Source organism: Sphingomonas sp. Sph1(2015) (assembly GCF_001970915.1).
GTDB lineage: Bacteria > Pseudomonadota > Alphaproteobacteria > Sphingomonadales > Sphingomonadaceae > Sphingomonas > Sphingomonas parapaucimobilis.
Genome location: NZ_MQUI01000002.1, coordinates 149633 through 165310, shown reverse-complemented (window position 1 = coordinate 165310; position 15678 = coordinate 149633). Strand labels below are relative to the sequence as shown.

The window sequence follows — 15678 nt, the reverse complement described above, 5'->3', positions numbered from 1 at the left end:
TCGGGCTACGCCCGCCCTACGCCGCAACCAGCGCGAACGGTGCACCCGTCATACCCGTCACGCTGCTCGACGAAGGGGGTCCCTTTTGGACGCCGATAGGGGGTCCTTTTTGGACGCCGATTGACACACCGGCGTTTCGGGATCGGGCAAATCCAGTCTTGTCAGTCAGGCGCTGCCCGAGCTCGTCACGGAACACCTCGGCGGCTCCCCCTTGGCCGAGGAGGAGGATATCGATCCGCTGCTCGATGTTGCGCAGAACGACACCGAAGGACGCATTGTCGCAGGCATGGAGCATGTTCGCAGGCTGGTGCGGGTCGATCAGAAACCGATCGGCCGCACGCCGCGCTCGAACCTATCCACCTACAGCGGCATGTTCGACCATGTGCGACGGATCTTCGCTGATACGCCGCTCGCCCGCCGGCGGCACTACAGTCCGGGAAGGTTCTCGTTCAACGTCGCGCAAGGCCGCTGCCCTGTGTGCGAGGGCGAGGGATACGTCATGGTGGAGCTGCTGTTCCTGCCGAGCGTTTTTGCCCCGTGCTCGACCTGTCATGGCTCTCGCTACAACCCGCAAACGCTCGAAGTCGAATGGAACGGGCGCAATATCGCCCAGGTGCTCGAACTGACGGTCGACGATGCGTGCGATTTCTTCGCTGGCGAGGCATCTGTGATGCGCTCCCTCGATGTGTTGCGGGAGATCGGTCTTGGCTATCTGCGGCTCGGTCAGCCGGCGACCGAGCTGTCTGGCGGGGAGGCGCAGCGCATCAAGCTGGCGACTGAACTGCAACGCGCTCAACGCGGCAACACGATCTACATCCTCGACGAGCCAACTTCGGGGCTTCACCCCTCCGATGGCGACCGGCTGATGCAACACCTGCAGGGCCTCGTAGACGCCGGCAATACCGTCGTAGTCGTCGAACATGACATGCGCGCCATCACACAGGCGGACTGGATCATCGACCTGGGACCGGGGGCCGGGGAAGATGGAGGCCGTATCGTTGCCAGCGGCGTCCCTGGCGTCGTTGCGGGAGCGGAAGGCAGTCTCACCGCCCGCTATCTCAAGGCGGCGCTGTAGGTCGTAAATCTGGCCGAACGCACGTTCGATCAGGTGCATCTCGACCACACGTTGGAATGGGTCTAATCTGGAAGCGGGAGCCGGCGATGTGTCACCGCGGTTGACGCGGGGTTTTCTGAATGATTGAGCCAAAACAGCCCAATAACGCGCCAAATTGATGTGCTCAAGAATCTCCCGCGAACTAATGGTGCCGTCACGTCGCGACACATCAACGGCGCCTTATCGTTAAATTCAGAGATGTGGTAAGTGCAAGAGACAAGGTCATCCACTATCGCGGATGACATGCCATATTCATTTATTCATTTCCCGATACGGCCGGGCCACCCATTCCGGATAGAAACACGAACCTTACCCTGTAGTAAAACGGCAGCTTAGGGTGCCGACCGCTCCGCTATTTCGCGGCCAGCAGGGTGAACTTGTGAATTTGCGGCGGTTCAGAAAACAGTTCTTCTGCCTTGTCCATCAGTGCGGCGGCAACCTTGCCGTCAAGGTGGGCCTGCCGATCCTCCTCTGTGTCGAACGTATCGAAGATCGCGTACGCACCGGGACCTTCCTCGATCGCATACCAGGTCAGAGTGCCCGCCTCAGCTTGAACGAGCGGCAATGCCGAGGTCAGGAAATTGGCGACATCACGCTCTTTTCCGAGCTTGGCCTTCAGTGGTACATACAGGGAAAGTTTGGGCATAAATGACTCCTCAAGTGAAACCGACAGTCATTATTCGGCAAAGTAACGGAAGAGCGGGCCGGTACGTTCCCCATGAGGCGGAGCACACGCGGCCCCGCCTCCTCGTCGAAATCAGAACTGCTGTGCGGTCGGCCGGATGACGATCGCGTTGACGTCGACGTCATCAGGTTGTTCGACAGCGAACGCGATAGCACGCGCCACCGACGCCGCAGGGATGGCCTGCTTGTAGAAGTCGAGTACCGTCTCGGCAGCCGTGCCCGACGTCGTGAACTTCAGGTCGCTTTCGACGGCTCCGGGCTCGATAGACGTGACACGGACCTTTTCGCCCACCTCCTGGCGAAGGCCCTCGCTGATCGCGCTGACGGCGAACTTGGTGCCGGAGTAGACCGTGCCGCCTGGTGCGAAGACCTTGATGCCCGCAACCGAGCTCAGGTTGATGATGTGGCCGCTGCCCTGCTCGAGAAAGCCGGGAAGGGCCGCTGCGATGCCGTAAAGCGTACCCTTCAGATTGACGTCGATCATCTGGTCCCACTCGTCGGTGTTGACCTCGGCCATCGGACGGATCGGCATCAGCCCGGCGTTGTTGACCAGCACGTCGAGGCGACCGAAGTCGGCGATGATCGCGGCGACGACGGACTGGACCGCCGACTTGTCGGTGACGTCGAGCGCGTAGCTACGTGCCGTGCCGCCGCTTGAGGCGATGTCCGCGACGACCTCGTCGAGCCTGTCCTTGCGACGGGCGGCGATGGCCACCTTGGCGCCGCGTTCAGCGAGAAGCCGCGCGGTTTCCGCGCCGATACCGGTGCTGCCGCCGGTGATGAGAACAACCTTGCCTTCGATACCTTTGGTCATGACTGTGTGTCCTTGATTTCAGATGTTGATTTTCCGCTGGATCGCGGCCCCGCGCCAGCGGTAGCCGCCGCGTGGATAAACGAGGCCCATAAGGCTCAGGCGAAGCGCAGGTGCCAACAGGCCGATCATCCGCAGCTCCTCTATGTAGAACGGTTGTGCCAGCAGCGCCGACTCCACCCATTCTTTAAACTTGCCCATGGCAGCACCCTCAGGTCGCGGAGACGGGGTTGAGGACGAACGCGCCGCGCTCGGCCAGATCGCCGATCTGAGAGAGGTAGTTCTGGAAGTGGGGCGTCGCGCGATGGGCGGCAACCGCATCCGCGTCCGCGTACAGTTCATCGAGGACGAAGCGGTTCGGATCGCTCTGGTCCTGCCAAAGATCGTAGCGCAAATTGCCCGGCTCGGCACGGCTCGGCTTTAACATGGCGTCGAGCAGAGCGTGCAGGCGGTCGACGGTATCCGCACGGGCGGTGAGCACGGCGACAATCTTCACGTTGGCTGTCATGGCACCGTTCCTTGTGATGGTTATATGCGAAGCGGGGCGCATCCTGAGCGCCCCGCCCGTCATCCTGGTACTCACGCAGCGGCGCGATCAAGGGCTTCGATCAAAGCGTCGGCCATGGCCTGGTCCGACGCCGGATTCTGACCGGTGATCAGCTCCCGGTCCACGACGACATTCGAAGCGAAGTTCTTGTCAGTGACCGAGACTACGCCACCGGCCGACCGCAGCGCCTTTTCCATGTCGAAGTAGAGCTCGCCCTCCAGCACTTGCTCCTCAGCGATCTTCTCCTCGCTCGCCGAGAAGACTGTCATGCGGTAGCCCGCGTAGATCCAGTCTCGCGCCAGGTCTGAACCGCCCCGGGTTTGTCGGAGGCTCCAACTCCTGAGAAGGTGGAGCCAGTATGAGCAAGACGACGAACAAGTTTTCGCCCGAGGTCCGCGAGCGTGCCGTACGGATGGTGCTGGATCACGAGCGCGACCATCCGTCGCGATGGGCGGCAGTGGTTTCCATTGCGGAGAAGATCGGCTGCGCGCCACAGACGCTGCATGAGTGGCTGAAGAGGGCCGAGGTCGACAGCGGCAAGCGCGCTGGTGTGCCGAGCGAGGTGACAGACAAGCTAAAGGCGCTGGAACGCGAGAACCGCGAGTTGCGTCAGTCCAATGAAATCCTGCGCAAGGCATCCGCGTATTTTGCCCAGGCGGAGCTCGACCGCCCATTTCGGCGATGATCGCCTTCATTGACGATCACCGCGATGCCTATGGGGTCGAGCCGATCTGCCGCGTTCTGCCGATCGCCCCATCGACGTATTTCGAGCGTGTCGCGCAGCGACGAAATTCAATGCGCCTGTCGGCGCGGGCGCAGCGGGATGGGGCCCTCAAGCCCGAGATCGCTCGTGTGTTTGCCGAGAACTTCGCGGTTTATGGCGTGCGCAAGGTTTGGCGGCAGATCATGCGCGAGGGCTTTCCGGTTGCCCGCTGCACCATCGAGCGGCTGATGCGCGAGATGGGTTTGGCGGGCGTGATCCGGGGCAAGCCGGTTCGCACGACGGTCAGCGACAAAGCTGCGCCGTGCCCGCTGGATCACGTCAACCGCAGGTTCTGCGCGCCAGCACCGAACATGCTGTGGGTGTCGGACTTCACCTATGTCACGACCTGGGCTGGCTTCGTCTACGTCGCCTTCGTCATTGACACCTACGCCAGGCGCATCGTCGGTTGGCGAGCGAGCAGGACGGCCCATGCCGGCTTTGTCCTCGACGCCCTGGAACAGGCGCTTCATGACCGCCGGCCTGCCCATCGAGGCGGTCTCGTCCATCATAGCGACCGCGGATCGCAATATGTGTCCATCAAGTACACCGAGCGCCTCGCCGAAGCCGGGATCGAGCCGTCGGTTGGCAGCGTCGGCGACAGCTACGACAACGCTTTGGCCGAGACGATCAACGGCCTCTATAAGGCGGAGGTGATCTACAGACGTGGGCCATGGCGCAGCTTCGAAGCCGTCGAATATGCCACGCTCGAATGGGTCGACTGGTTCAACCATCGTCGCCTGCTCGAACCCATCGGCAACATCCCGCCTGCCGAAGCCGAAGATCAATATTATGCTGCCGCGGATACCATCGATATGGCAGCGTGACTCACAACCCACGGCCTCCGGCAAACCCAGGGCGGTTCATCTGCACCAAGTCGCAGCCTCGGAGTTTGCTGTCGATCACCAGATCGAACAGCGCCCGATCTCGCAGGCGTCGACGCTGATTGAGATAGAACCGAATTTCCCAAATCTGCTTCGGTTTGAGGGCACGCTTCGCACCGACGGTTCTTGCGGCATTCCACACTTGCCGCTTTGTGACGGCGCGCTCGGTTTCAGGCATCTCCATGATCGTTCTCCAATGGCCAGATCGGCCTTCGGAAGAACGCTTGCGGGTATGAGGGTCTGGTATTGCTCGGGGGCCTATGCCGACCAGCTAAAGACATTCAGCGTGGTCGATGCGAGCGTCAGCTTCGCTGAAACCCGCCATTCGGATTTGACAATCTGGCCGGTCGGATTCGCGCCCTAATTGAAGGTACAAACGTCTTCGAAGCGCTCCTGATAAGCGACGTGGCGCACCTGCGGCACCTCTGAGGAAAATTAGGAGCATGACTGTGCAATGCAGTCATTCAGCCAATTGCACGGCAGCAGGCCGACCTTGATTGCAGAGTCAAGATACGCAAGAAAGGTACCGAAAACCTATGGCAGTGTCCCGTTAGAAAGCGACTTATGATAGCCGACCATTATACGAAGATACTGGCTAAGAGCGGTGATGCTCTGAGGCACCTATCGAGCGATCATGAGCGTTTTGCAAACTTCACAGCGGCACACAATGATGCCGACGAATTAGACCGGTTGAGCAAGCTCATGGCCGGCAGGGCTGAGGAACATATGTATCAGCTGGCCCGGATTGAATATCAGCATGCGCTATATGCGTTAGCGTTCGCTCAGTATCGTCAAGCGCATGTCAGCCTAAGATTATTTTTTGAACTTTCACTATCAAGTATATTGTTTTCTGCGCATGAAATTGATGCACATTTGTGGTTAAAGGGAAAAAAAGACTCGAATTGGGCGGCGATTTCTTCTAAAGAAAACGGTGTTTTTTCCAAAAACTTTGTAGCTGCGTTTTTTGAAGATATGAAGGATTTTTGCGATCAGTATCATGCTCTGGCTATAACTTTGTACAGAGAATGCTCCGAGTATGTCCACGGAAACCGCCAATCTTATGATGGCATTGATGCAGAGATTGTCTTCAATCAGGAAAATGCTGATGGGTGGCTCGAGCGCTCGGATACGGCAAGGCTAGTGGTTAAATTTGCATTTTTATGCAGGTATATGCCCCACGTTTCGGCGGAAATGAGGCAAGAATTCCAAGATATGATTCTTGAAAATTTTAGTATGCTTGGACCTATGCGTGACATTAATAGCGGTGAAGTGGCATGAGCGATTTTCTATACCGTACGGAAGATATTGGTCCAAAAGATATTCTAAACTTCTTCGTCGAAACCGAAGAAGATCGATCTGCAATTGAACAGCTAAAAGGACGAAATCCAACTGTCCTTATTGGCAGTCGAGGCGTTGGAAAATCATTTTTAATGCGTGTCGCCGAGCAGGAACTTTTGGCGAATTGCAAAGAAACGGGTGTGATCCCAGTTTATGTGACTTTCGTTAGTAGCTCGCTCCTTCGCACCGCAGACCCAGAACAGTTTCGGCATTGGATGCTGGCAAGGGTTTCCACGGCAATTCTTAGAACTGTGCGCAAGCTCGGGCTACTAGCAACCAGCCCAGCGTCGGCTAACATTTTGGCGGGACTCCCCGCAAATCATTCAGACACTGACTCCTTGGAAGGACTTATTAAGGCCTACGAGGCGTCTTGGAAAAATCCAGGTCAGCCTATCGATTCTAGCGCAATCCCTAGTATCGATGACATGAAGTATGCCTTGGAAGATTTGGCTGAAGAGATCGGAGTAAAGCGCTTTGCCTTGTTCATGGACGAGGCAGCACATATTTTTCTACCTTCTCAGCAGCGTCAATTTTTCACATTGTTTCGAGATCTAAGGAGCCATTGTGTAACTTGTAATGCCGCAGTTTATCCCGGCGTAACAAGTTATGGCGAAACATTTCAGCCTACTCATGATGCCACAATGATATCACTAAATCGTGATATCATTGAAACGGGCTATGTCGATAGAATGAGGCAAATTGTTGAAAAGCAGGCCGATTCGACTTTACTTAAAAATATTGTGAAAAATGGTCAAAATTTTGCAACTCTAGCTTACGCAGCGACTGGAAACCCTCGAATTCTACTGAAGACGGTTTCAGCGGCATCGTCGATGTCATCGGCGGATGTTAATGCCGTTATGCGAGCTTTTTACCGTTCTGAAATTTGGTCAGAGCATTCGGCGCTATCTGAAAAATACTCTGGCCATAAACCTGTTATAGAATGGGGCCGTACTTTCTTGGAAGATGTCGTTCTTCCTGATATCAAAAAGAAAAACGACGGCTATATCGCTAATGAGCGCAACTCTACGGCATATATATGGATACATAGACAGGCTCCAGAGTCTGTCAAAGAAGCCCTTCGTATTCTATGTTACACAGGCGTTTTGACTGAGCACGCTACAGGAATTCGTGCCACTAGGAGCGAAGTTGGTACGAGATATCTCTGCAATCTGGGTTGCCTATTTGGACTTGAGGCTAATCCGGCAACGGCCTCCTTTTTGATAGCAAAAATGCTGACTCCGAAGAGGATGAGCGAGTTTGGCGCAAATCATCCTTCATATAAGTCTTTGACTGATCAAGAATCAGACCTTGGGGATATTAAAGAAGATTTTGATTTGGCAGAACAGCTTGCTAAGTCTAATCAGGTTTTGGATATTACGGAATGGCAGAGGTCGAAATTAAACGAACTCGGCCTTCTTTCCGTCGGCGATGTACTCGATGCCAGTGAGGATACGCTAAAGACAGCGTATTACGTGGGTGACAAGCGTGCACGCCATATGCGCAATGCTGCCATGGCTTCGGTGCTTGAATATCTCTCCGGGTGAGCGTCAGCTCACCCCGCAATCCGGCGCCGAACCCGACAGTCCGCTGCCGGCCACTCCTGCGCATTCCGGGAACGATCATTAAGAGTTACAGGAATGGCGGGTGTTGGATAGGCACCTGCCATTCCAGAGCGGCTTGCGAACGTCGGATTTGTCCCACTTCTCGCCAGTTCGCAGCGGCAGTGTGCTGTCGGAACTCGATCGCTTTTGGTAATTGTGATAGAGGCGGTGAACGTAGTGGGGCGAGCCATTCTCGCTTCAAACGTCGAGTTAGATCGACCGGACGCAAGGTCTGACGGTGAACAGCATCAGTTCGAGCTCTGCGCCGCCGCGATCAGCCGCGGCCAGTCGATGAAGCCAACTTTCAGGTTCGCAAGGTGAACATGCTGGTGCAGAATCGAGACCAGTCCGTACTTGTCGCCTTCGGTGGCATTGGAATGTCCCTTGATCGAATTGGCGACGCGCGTCGGAATTTGGCTCAGATCCGCGCGGTCGGTGAACTCATGCCGTGTCGAGTGGAAGACGTAGCGAGGATCTTCCGTCACCACGCGATCGAGATAGCGGTTCAGCCGGCGGCTTAATTCCTTGACGAAATTGCCGTTGCGGTCGGGTTCAAGATCGAACAGTCGGGCATGCCCGGCTTTCCGGCGGCGCTCGACATAGTCACGGAATCCGAGGTCGATCAAACGCTCGTGAATGACGACGTAGCGCTCCGATGCTTCGGTCTTGACGTGCTGGTCCTCGCCGGTGCCGGTGATATGGACATAGGTGCAGCGGCCCTCGAACTCGTCACCGTAGGTCCGGCGCAAATCACACTCATGGATGTCTTTGAGCGCGATCTGGCCGATCTCGCCCAGTCGTGGGCCGCCAACGACCCCGAACAGCAGGCACCAGTAGAGTTCATCCTGATAGACGTGCGGCCCCGGCTTGGCGCGTGCCGCATCTCCCTTGCCTGCGCAGCCGGTGAACAGCGGCGAGTCGAACAACGTCTGCATCATCGCCGAGGTAAACGGCAGGCGCGGCCGCTTCTGGCCCTTGCGCGTCTTGGAATAGCCAGCGATCTCGATGTCGGCGGCGACGTTGACGCCCTGTCCGAGATCGGACTGGATTTTGCCGAGGATCGAGCTGATCGCGCCGACATCCTTTTTGACCGACCCCGGCGCCAGCCGGTCGGGTGCGGGCTGATTGCGGTCGCCCGCTTCCCACTCGCGGCGAACTTGGCGCGCTGCGTCGATGACCGAGCGTAAGTTCCGCCCCGACGCGACCACGCGTGCCAGTTCGGTCTGCGGCGGTATGTCGGATACGAGATTGCGGAATTCGATGACTTGGTCGCGGGTTATGTCGCCCACCACCACGTCGCCGAATAGTGCGACGAAGCGTGCGACTGCACGCTTGGCTTCGGTGATCGCCGAAGCACCGGGGCGGCGCTGCTCCTGCCAGTAGCGGCACGCCTCGGTCAGCGGCATGGCGAGCAGACCGTTGTGGCGACCAGGCGTCTGGGCGGCAGCTTTCGCCGGAAGGGAGGGCAGGGTGATGGGCTGCGGGACGTTTGTCTGCGCGAACGGGATCATGGCCGCGTGGATATTGGACGGCCAGTGGTCGAACCGATGCTCGGCAAGCTTGCGCAGATAGGATTCCGCGACAGCATCATACACGTCGTCGGGCTCGAGATCGAGACGCGGCTCGACCGACCGCATGTAGCTCACCACGAACCAGATCGGCCGGAATACGCGCCGACGCAGCAGGATCGTCGCCAATTCCTGATAGACCAGCCCGTCGGCGATGCCGCGCCCTTCGAGGATCTCAGCGCGGAGCCGGAACACGTCGCGTTCGGGCTCGGCGTCGATCGATGGCACCACATCAATGATGGTCGCAGGTTCATGGACGGGTATGTCGCCCCACCATTGCGGCTGGCCGGCTTCCTCGCCGCCGGTCCATGAATCACACACGAAGGTGGCGAGCAGATTTAGCTGCTGGCCGACGGCTGCATCCATTGATCCGCGCGCGACTGCGAGTCCGGCAAAAGCCCGATCGAGCAACGCCAGCGCTTCGACTTCCGCCCGACGGCCGCTGGCGTCGCGCAACTCGCGGATGAGCGCCTTGTGCCGGGCGATCAGCATACCGCGCTTCTCCGCGGCCAGCAGCGGGTCCGTTGTGCCCAGACTTTCTGTCCACGCGGTCTTGCCGACCATCGCTCGCAGGTCGACTGGCACGACCATGCGGAACTGCTCGTTCTTCGATTTATTACGCCTGACGGAATGCGACATCCGACGCCCCATTTGTAGCACCCTTTTGTAGCACCGGGCGCCTAACGAAGCGTTGATTTTGCTGGTATTCCGCCGATCTCCGCTACTTAGCTGGGAGATGGTGACCCCTACGGGAATCGAACCCGTGTTTCAGCCGTGAAAGGGCCGCGTCCTAACCGCTAGACGAAGGGGCCATCGGGTGGCGTGGAGGGGCCTCTAAGGGAGGGCTGCAAAACCGTCAAGCGCTTTTTTCAGTCGGCCCATGCGGCGTCCTCGACATGGAGTTCGGCGACGTCGCGGCCGGACCAGTCGTCGACCCTGGCGCGGCCGACCAGCCACAGGCGGCGGGTGCTGCCCGCGCCCAGCAGAGCCTGGCCCAGCGCGGTGTCGGCCTGGCGGAAGGCCATGGCTTTCAGGCTGCGGCCGTCGGCACCCGCGACGATGGCGCGGACGTGGTTGGTGCCGACCAGATCGGCGCGGATCACGCGGAACGGGCCGGCGGCGATGCGCGGGGCGGGCCAGCCCATGCCATAGGGGCCGCCCGCCTCCATCGCGCCGACCAGGCCGGGATTGACCCCGGCGGGCGCCAGTACCGCATCGACCAGCAGCGCGCGACCCGCACTGGCGCGCACGACGGCGTCGGCAAGGCGTTCCTCCAGGAAGTCGGCCAGTTCGGCGATGCGATGCGCCTCGACCGTCAGGCCCGCCGCCATGGCGTGGCCACCGCCCGCGATCAGCAGGCCGTGCTCCTTGGCCGCCAGGATCGCCGCCCCCAGGTCTACGCCGGAAATCGAGCGGCCCGAACCCTTGCCCATCCCTTGTTCGTCCACCGCGATGACAATGGCCGGGCGGTCGAGCTTTTCCTTCAGCCGCCCGGCAACGATGCCGATGACGCCGGGATGCCAGCCTTCACCCGACACAAGCGCGACGTGCCGGTCGCGGTCGACGGTGGTTTCGGCGGTGGCCTGCACCCCCGCCTCGATCGCGCGGCGTTCGTCGTTGAAATGGTTGAGCTCTTCGGCGATCGCGCGCGCCTCGGCGGGGTCGTCGGTGGTCAGCAGCCGCACGCCCAGATCGGCGCGACCGACGCGGCCGCCCGCATTGATGCGCGGCCCGAGCGCAAAGCCCAGGTCGGAGCAGGTCGGCGCGCGGGTCAGCCGGGCCGCATCGGTCAGCGCGGCCAGACCGATATTGCGCCGCTGCGCCATGACCTTCAGGCCCTGCGCCACGAACGCCCGGTTGAGGCCCTTGAGCTGCGCGACATCGGCCACCGTGCCCAGGGCCACGAGATCGAGCAGGTCGAGCAGGCGCGGCTCGGCCCGGTCGGAAAAGAAGCCGCGGGTGCGCAAGGTGCGGATCAATGCCGCGCCCAGCAGGAAACACACGCCGACCGCGGCCAGATGGCCGTGCGCCGCGCCCTCGGTCTCGTCCAGGCGGTTGGGGTTCACCACCGCATGGGCGCGGGGCAGTTCGGTCGCGCATTTGTGGTGATCGACGACCAGTATCTCGATCCCGGCGTCTTGCGCCGCCGCCAGCGGCTCGAACGCCTGCGCGCCGCAATCGACGGTGACGATCAGGTTCGCGCCCTCTGCCTGAAGGCGCAGCAGTGCCGCTTCGGTCGGGCCATAGCCCTCGGTCATCCGGTCGGGGATATAGGCGCACGGGGACAGGCCCAGGTCACGGAGCAGGCGTACGAGCACGGCGGCCGAGGTCGCGCCGTCGACATCGTAATCGCCGAAGATCGCGACCGGCTCGCGCGCGATCACCGCATCGGCGAGGCGGGCGGCGGCGCGGTCCATGTCGCGGAAGATCGATGGATCGGGCATGAAGCCCCGGATCGAGGGATTGCGATGCGCCTCGATCTCGCCCGGCGGGCAGCCCCGGGCGAGCAGCAGCTGGGCGACCAGATCGTCATGGCCCAGGCCGTCGCGGGCATCGGCGGCCAGCGCGCGCCAGCGCCAGGGCTGGCCCAGGATCGACTGGGCGACGCCGAGAACGTCGGTCATGGGCGGAACTTGAAATCAGGGAAATTCACGCCGATGCCATGCCACGGAGCACGGCGTCGCGACAAGGGCGGCGGCAAAGGGCAGCGGGGATCAACTGACCCAGTTGCCCTCGCGAAACCATTTGGTGATGACATATTTCGTGCCCTCGACCACGGGCATCCCCTCGTGCAGGGTCATCTCATTGGGGCTGCCGTCCGGCTTCATGTTGTTCCAGGCGAGCAGCAGGCCCCGGCGCGGCGCGACGCGGATGCCCGCCTGGGGGAACCAGGTCGCCCCGCCTTCGGCCACGTCGTTGAGGTAGATCATCGCGGTCCAGGTCCGCTGTCCGCCATGGACGCGCACCTTTTCCCAATAGCTTTCGCTTTCGTGGAAATAGTCGTGATGGGCGCGGAACTGCTGGCCGGGGGCATAGCGCTGTCCCTGCATCGTCTCGCCCTGCTCGGGCGCGATGCCGAGCAGGGCGGCGATCGATTCGTCGATCGGCTGAACATCGGGGGACCAGCGCGCCATGTCGCAGCTTTCCGATGTGCGGAAGCCGTAATCCGGCCGGTCGGACAACAGGGTCGAGGGCCGCCGGTTGGCATCGATCATCGCCATCAGCGTGTCGCACTGGGCGGCCGTCAGGAAGTCGGGATGATAATAGATCTGCGCCGTGTCGGTCGCCACGCGCGTCACCGCCGGGTTCGCATCGAGATGCCCGGCGACCGTTACCGCGAAACGAGCGCGCAAGGGCGAGGCGGCGGGGTGGCCCTTCGGCTTCCTCTGGAAGAACGACATGGTCGCCGATGTGCGACGATGCTTGCGGAAAGACAAGAGGGGAGGGACGCCTTGCACGTCCCTCCCGCCCCGGTCACCAGAAGATGTCGTAGACCACGTCGACGACCATCCCGCTGCGCAGGTCGACCAGCACCGCGTCGTTATAATAGCGCACCCAGCGGTACGAGCCGTAAGCGGGCGGCAGGCGATAGGCGTAAGGGTCGTCCAGCCAGTAATTCTGGCCGAAGAACATCGGCTCCAGGATCACCCCGCTGGAGAAACGCTGATAGCCATAGCCGCCATTGGGGCCGTAATAGCGCGGCAGGTGATAGGCGCCCCGGTTCAGCGAGCGCCAGCCCATCCAGTCATAGCGCCGGTCGCCGCGCCAGCCGCGATTCCACTGGTTCGCCCAGGCCCGGCGCTCGCCAAAGCCATAGGCCTGGTCGTGCTGGTCGCGCCAGTCGCCGAAGCTGCGCCGCCAGCGGTCGCGGTCGTCCCGCTGGCGCCGCTCGTCGTCGCGCCAGCGCTGGTCCTGGCCCCGATCCTGCCACTGGTCCCGGCGGTCGTCTCGCCATGAGCCGGGGCCGCGATCCTGTCGATCGACGCGCACGCCGCTGGGACCTGGATCGGGTTGCGGCCTCGGAGTGGGCCGCGACTGATCGCGCCAATTGCCACGATTGCCACCCCATGAACGCTCTTCGCCCGGGACTGGCGCGGGGGAGGGCTCGGGCCGCCAGTGGTCGCCACGACGATCGCCATCGCGCTGCTCGAACCGGGGAGCGGGCTGGGGCGCACGGGGTGCCTCGGGATGGTCGGGGCGGAAGGCCGGGCGGTTTTCGGGGAAGGCTTCGCGATTGTTGAAGATCGGGCGACCCTCGCTCCGCTCGACGCGACCGGCAGGGCCGCCACCGGGGCCACCGGGGCCGCCACGCGGCGGGCCGCCTTCGGGGCGACCCTGCGGGCCGCGATCCATCATCGCCTGCGCGCTCGCCATGCCGGGCATCGCCCCTGCCACCATCGCGGTCGCCGCCAGCAGAGCCGCCATCCAATGCCTGTTCATTGTGCCCGTGTCCCATGTGTCGGCGCACGAGCCGACCCTGATCATGAAGGGTTTATGGCATGACGGCGTTGAGCGATTGCTGAACTGGCCTGTCAGCAACGGGAAAGAATCGGCCCGATGCGGGTTCACTCGTCCCGCATCGCGCCGGGCACCAGCGCGTGTACGGCGCGGGCGGCATCGCCGGGATCGGTGCCGGGCATCGGCGCGGCGGGGATGGTCTCCTCGCCACGGGCCGCGCGGGCGGCGCGCTGGATCGCTTCGACCAGGCGCGGATAGATGCCGCAGCGGCAGAGATTGGTGATCTGTGCGCGGATCAGTTCTTCGGACGGATCGGGATTTTTGCGGATCAGCGCGGCGGCGGCCATGACCATGCCGGGAATGCAATATCCGCACTGGCTGACATTGGCGGCGAGGAATGCCTGTTGAACGGGGTGCGAGCGGTCGCGCGACAGCCCCTCGATCGTGGTGACGACGCGGCCCTCGATCCGGCCGATCGGCACCTGACAGCTGCGGACCGCGCGGCCGTCGATATCGACCGTACACGCGCCGCAATCGCCCGTACCGCAACCATATTTGGTCCCGGTCAGATTCGACGCGTCGCGCAGCGCCCAGAGCAGGGGCGTGTCGGGCGGCAGGCGATAGCGGATAGGCTGGTTGTTGACGGTGAAGCTGGACATCGCGGAAGCGGGCTTAGCCGATGCCGGGGCAGGGGGCTACCGGCCCAGCATCGGCGCAGCGCGGTCGAGCGCGAGGTCCGCGTCGGAAAAGCGGATCGGCGTGCGGACGCCCGGCACGGTCGATCCGTCCGGCCGTTCGGGTCGGATCGCCAGGCCGCGCGCAATCACTTGCGGGTCGACAAAGGCCTGTTCGACCGTGTTGATCGGCCCGGCCGGTACACCTGCCGCTTCCAGCGCCGCGAGAAGTTCGTCGCGCGGCCAGCGGGCGGTCGCGGCCTCGATGATCGGCGTCAGGGCGGCGCGATGTTCGCAGCGCAGGGCGTTGGTCGCGTAAAGCGGATCGTCGCCGTCGATCCCGACGACGTGTGCGAAACGGCGGAACTGCGCGTCGTTGCCGACTGCCAGGATGAACCAGCCGTCGCTCGCTGGGAAGGCGGCATAGGGCACGATATTGGGATGCGCATTGCCCAGCCGGGTCGGCGTGCGGCCCGAGGCGAGATAGTTCATCGCCTGGTTGGCCAGTACGCCGGTCATCGTGTCGAGCAGTGCCATGTCGATCTGCTGCCCGCGCCCGGTCCGGGTCCGCATGTGGAGGGCGGCCTGGATCGCGATGACGGCATAGAGTCCGGTCATGATATCGGCCAGCGCCACGCCGATCTTCTGCGGCGCTCCGTCCGGTTCGCCGGTCAGGTCCATGATGCCGCTCATGCCCTGTACGATGAAGTCGTATCCGGCGCGCGGCGCATAGGGACCATCCTGCCCGAAGCCGGTGATCGAGCAATAGATCAGGCGCGGATTTGTCGCCGACAGGCTGTCGTAATCCAGGCCATAGCGGGCAAGGCCGCCCAGCTTGAAATTCTCGATCACCACATCGGCGTCGGCGATGAGCGCGCGGACCTTTGCCTGTCCCTCTGGCGTGGCGAAGTCGGCGACGACCGAGGTCTTGCCGCGATTGGCCGCATGGAAATAGGCGGCGTCCTGTGTGCCGTCCGGGTTGGGAATGAAGGGCGGCCCCCAGCGGCGCGTGTCGTCGCCATCGGGGCTTTCGACCTTGACCACCTCCGCGCCGAGATCGGCCAGCACCTGTCCCGCCCAGGGACCGGCGAGGATACGGGCGAGTTCGACGACTTTCAGTCCGGCGAGGGGAGCGGGTTTTGTCATCCTAATTCCTCCCCATCGTCAGATGGGGAGGGGGACCGCGCCCGAAGGCCGTGGTGGAGGGGCCGGGGCATAAGCCCCTCCACCATCGCTGAC

The 15678-nt window shown here is 61.9% G+C and carries 15 protein-coding genes, 1 tRNA gene, 1 pseudogene and 1 other annotated feature; of the genes and pseudogenes, 4 read left to right on the top strand and 13 right to left on the bottom strand.

From position 1 onward, the window contains the following. Positions 1 to 211 precede the first annotated feature (211 nt). Positions 212 to 1075 carry a hypothetical protein gene (locus tag BSZ14_RS01715; protein ID WP_445190530.1) on the top strand — a complete coding sequence of 288 codons (864 nt, stop codon included), beginning with the start codon at positions 212 to 214 and terminating at the stop codon, positions 1073 to 1075. Between the two features lie 391 nt (positions 1076 to 1466). On the opposite strand, the gene BSZ14_RS01710 is transcribed toward BSZ14_RS01715, so the two are convergent. The 5 genes from BSZ14_RS01710 to BSZ14_RS01695 form a co-directional block, all read right to left on the bottom strand. Then, on the bottom strand, positions 1467 to 1760 hold the full coding sequence (locus BSZ14_RS01710) for a putative quinol monooxygenase (protein ID WP_076709478.1): 294 nt from the start codon (positions 1758 to 1760) through the stop codon (positions 1467 to 1469). 111 nt (positions 1761 to 1871) lie between these two features. Further along, entirely contained in the window at positions 1872 to 2612 is a 741-nt protein-coding gene (locus BSZ14_RS01705; protein WP_076709476.1) for an SDR family oxidoreductase, read from the bottom strand. 18 nt (positions 2613 to 2630) lie between these two features. After that, a complete protein-coding gene (locus tag BSZ14_RS19190) occupies positions 2631 to 2810 on the bottom strand; it encodes a hypothetical protein (RefSeq protein WP_139330256.1) in 180 nt (59 codons plus the stop codon). A 10-nt stretch (positions 2811 to 2820) separates the two neighbouring features. Next, on the bottom strand, positions 2821 to 3117 hold the full coding sequence (locus BSZ14_RS01700; protein WP_037528217.1) for a putative quinol monooxygenase: 297 nt from the start codon (positions 3115 to 3117) through the stop codon (positions 2821 to 2823). A 71-nt stretch (positions 3118 to 3188) separates the two neighbouring features. After that, positions 3189 to 3425, bottom strand: coding sequence for a hypothetical protein (locus BSZ14_RS01695; protein WP_198930427.1), 237 nt, complete (start codon positions 3423 to 3425; stop codon positions 3189 to 3191). Between the two features lie 89 nt (positions 3426 to 3514). Here BSZ14_RS01695 and BSZ14_RS01680 point away from each other — a divergent pair. Continuing rightward, positions 3515 to 4743 (top strand): IS3 family transposase gene (locus tag BSZ14_RS01680; RefSeq protein ID WP_089413561.1). Its coding sequence is split into 2 segments (ribosomal slippage): positions 3515 to 3803 and positions 3803 to 4743, totalling 1230 coding nucleotides; the frame shifts between segments, so codons are not numbered across the junction. Beyond that, positions 3796 to 3912 (top strand) — a sequence feature (AL1L pseudoknot). Its footprint overlaps the gene before it by 117 nt. A gap of 37 nt (positions 4744 to 4780) precedes the next feature. Here the strand turns inward: BSZ14_RS01680 and BSZ14_RS01675 are convergent. Then, positions 4781 to 4984 (bottom strand): annotated as a pseudogene (locus BSZ14_RS01675) (integrase); the annotation flags it as partial. 380 nt (positions 4985 to 5364) lie between these two features. On the opposite strand from BSZ14_RS01675, the gene BSZ14_RS19185 reads away from it, so the two are divergent. Next, complete coding sequence (locus BSZ14_RS19185) at positions 5365 to 6078, top strand: hypothetical protein (protein ID WP_139330254.1); 714 nt, start codon at positions 5365 to 5367, stop codon at positions 6076 to 6078. After that, positions 6075 to 7682: an ORC-CDC6 family AAA ATPase gene (locus BSZ14_RS01670; RefSeq protein WP_076709473.1), complete on the top strand. Its 1608-nt coding sequence runs from the start codon at positions 6075 to 6077 to the stop codon at positions 7680 to 7682. The genes BSZ14_RS19185 and BSZ14_RS01670 overlap by 4 nt, the downstream gene beginning before the upstream one ends. A gap of 305 nt (positions 7683 to 7987) precedes the next feature. Here the strand turns inward: BSZ14_RS01670 and BSZ14_RS01665 are convergent, their stop codons facing one another. The 7 genes from BSZ14_RS01665 to BSZ14_RS01635 all read right to left on the bottom strand — a co-directional run bounded on the left by BSZ14_RS01665 (position 7988) and on the right by BSZ14_RS01635 (position 15585). Further along, the gene (locus tag BSZ14_RS01665; RefSeq protein ID WP_139330252.1) at positions 7988 to 9946 is read right to left on the bottom strand and encodes a site-specific integrase; all 1959 of its coding nucleotides are present in this window, start codon (positions 9944 to 9946) and stop codon (positions 7988 to 7990) included. A 98-nt stretch (positions 9947 to 10044) separates the two neighbouring features. Further along, positions 10045 to 10119, bottom strand: a tRNA-Glu gene (locus BSZ14_RS01660). Positions 10120 to 10176: 57 nt separating this feature from the next. Next, positions 10177 to 11931, bottom strand: a complete 1755-nt coding sequence (gene recJ / locus BSZ14_RS01655; RefSeq protein WP_076709471.1) for a single-stranded-DNA-specific exonuclease RecJ — start codon at positions 11929 to 11931, stop codon at positions 10177 to 10179. Positions 11932 to 12021: 90 nt separating this feature from the next. Beyond that, a complete protein-coding gene (locus BSZ14_RS01650; protein ID WP_042490735.1) occupies positions 12022 to 12708 on the bottom strand; it encodes a prolyl hydroxylase family protein in 687 nt (228 codons plus the stop codon). A 73-nt stretch (positions 12709 to 12781) separates the two neighbouring features. Next, on the bottom strand, positions 12782 to 13747 hold the full coding sequence (locus BSZ14_RS01645; RefSeq protein ID WP_076709469.1) for an RcnB family protein: 966 nt from the start codon (positions 13745 to 13747) through the stop codon (positions 12782 to 12784). 125 nt (positions 13748 to 13872) lie between these two features. Continuing rightward, the gene (locus BSZ14_RS01640) at positions 13873 to 14424 is read right to left on the bottom strand and encodes a (2Fe-2S)-binding protein (RefSeq protein WP_076709468.1); all 552 of its coding nucleotides are present in this window, start codon (positions 14422 to 14424) and stop codon (positions 13873 to 13875) included. 36 nt (positions 14425 to 14460) lie between these two features. Next, entirely contained in the window at positions 14461 to 15585 is a 1125-nt protein-coding gene (locus BSZ14_RS01635) for a CaiB/BaiF CoA transferase family protein (RefSeq protein WP_076709466.1), read from the bottom strand. Between the last annotated feature and the right edge of the window lie 93 nt (positions 15586 to 15678).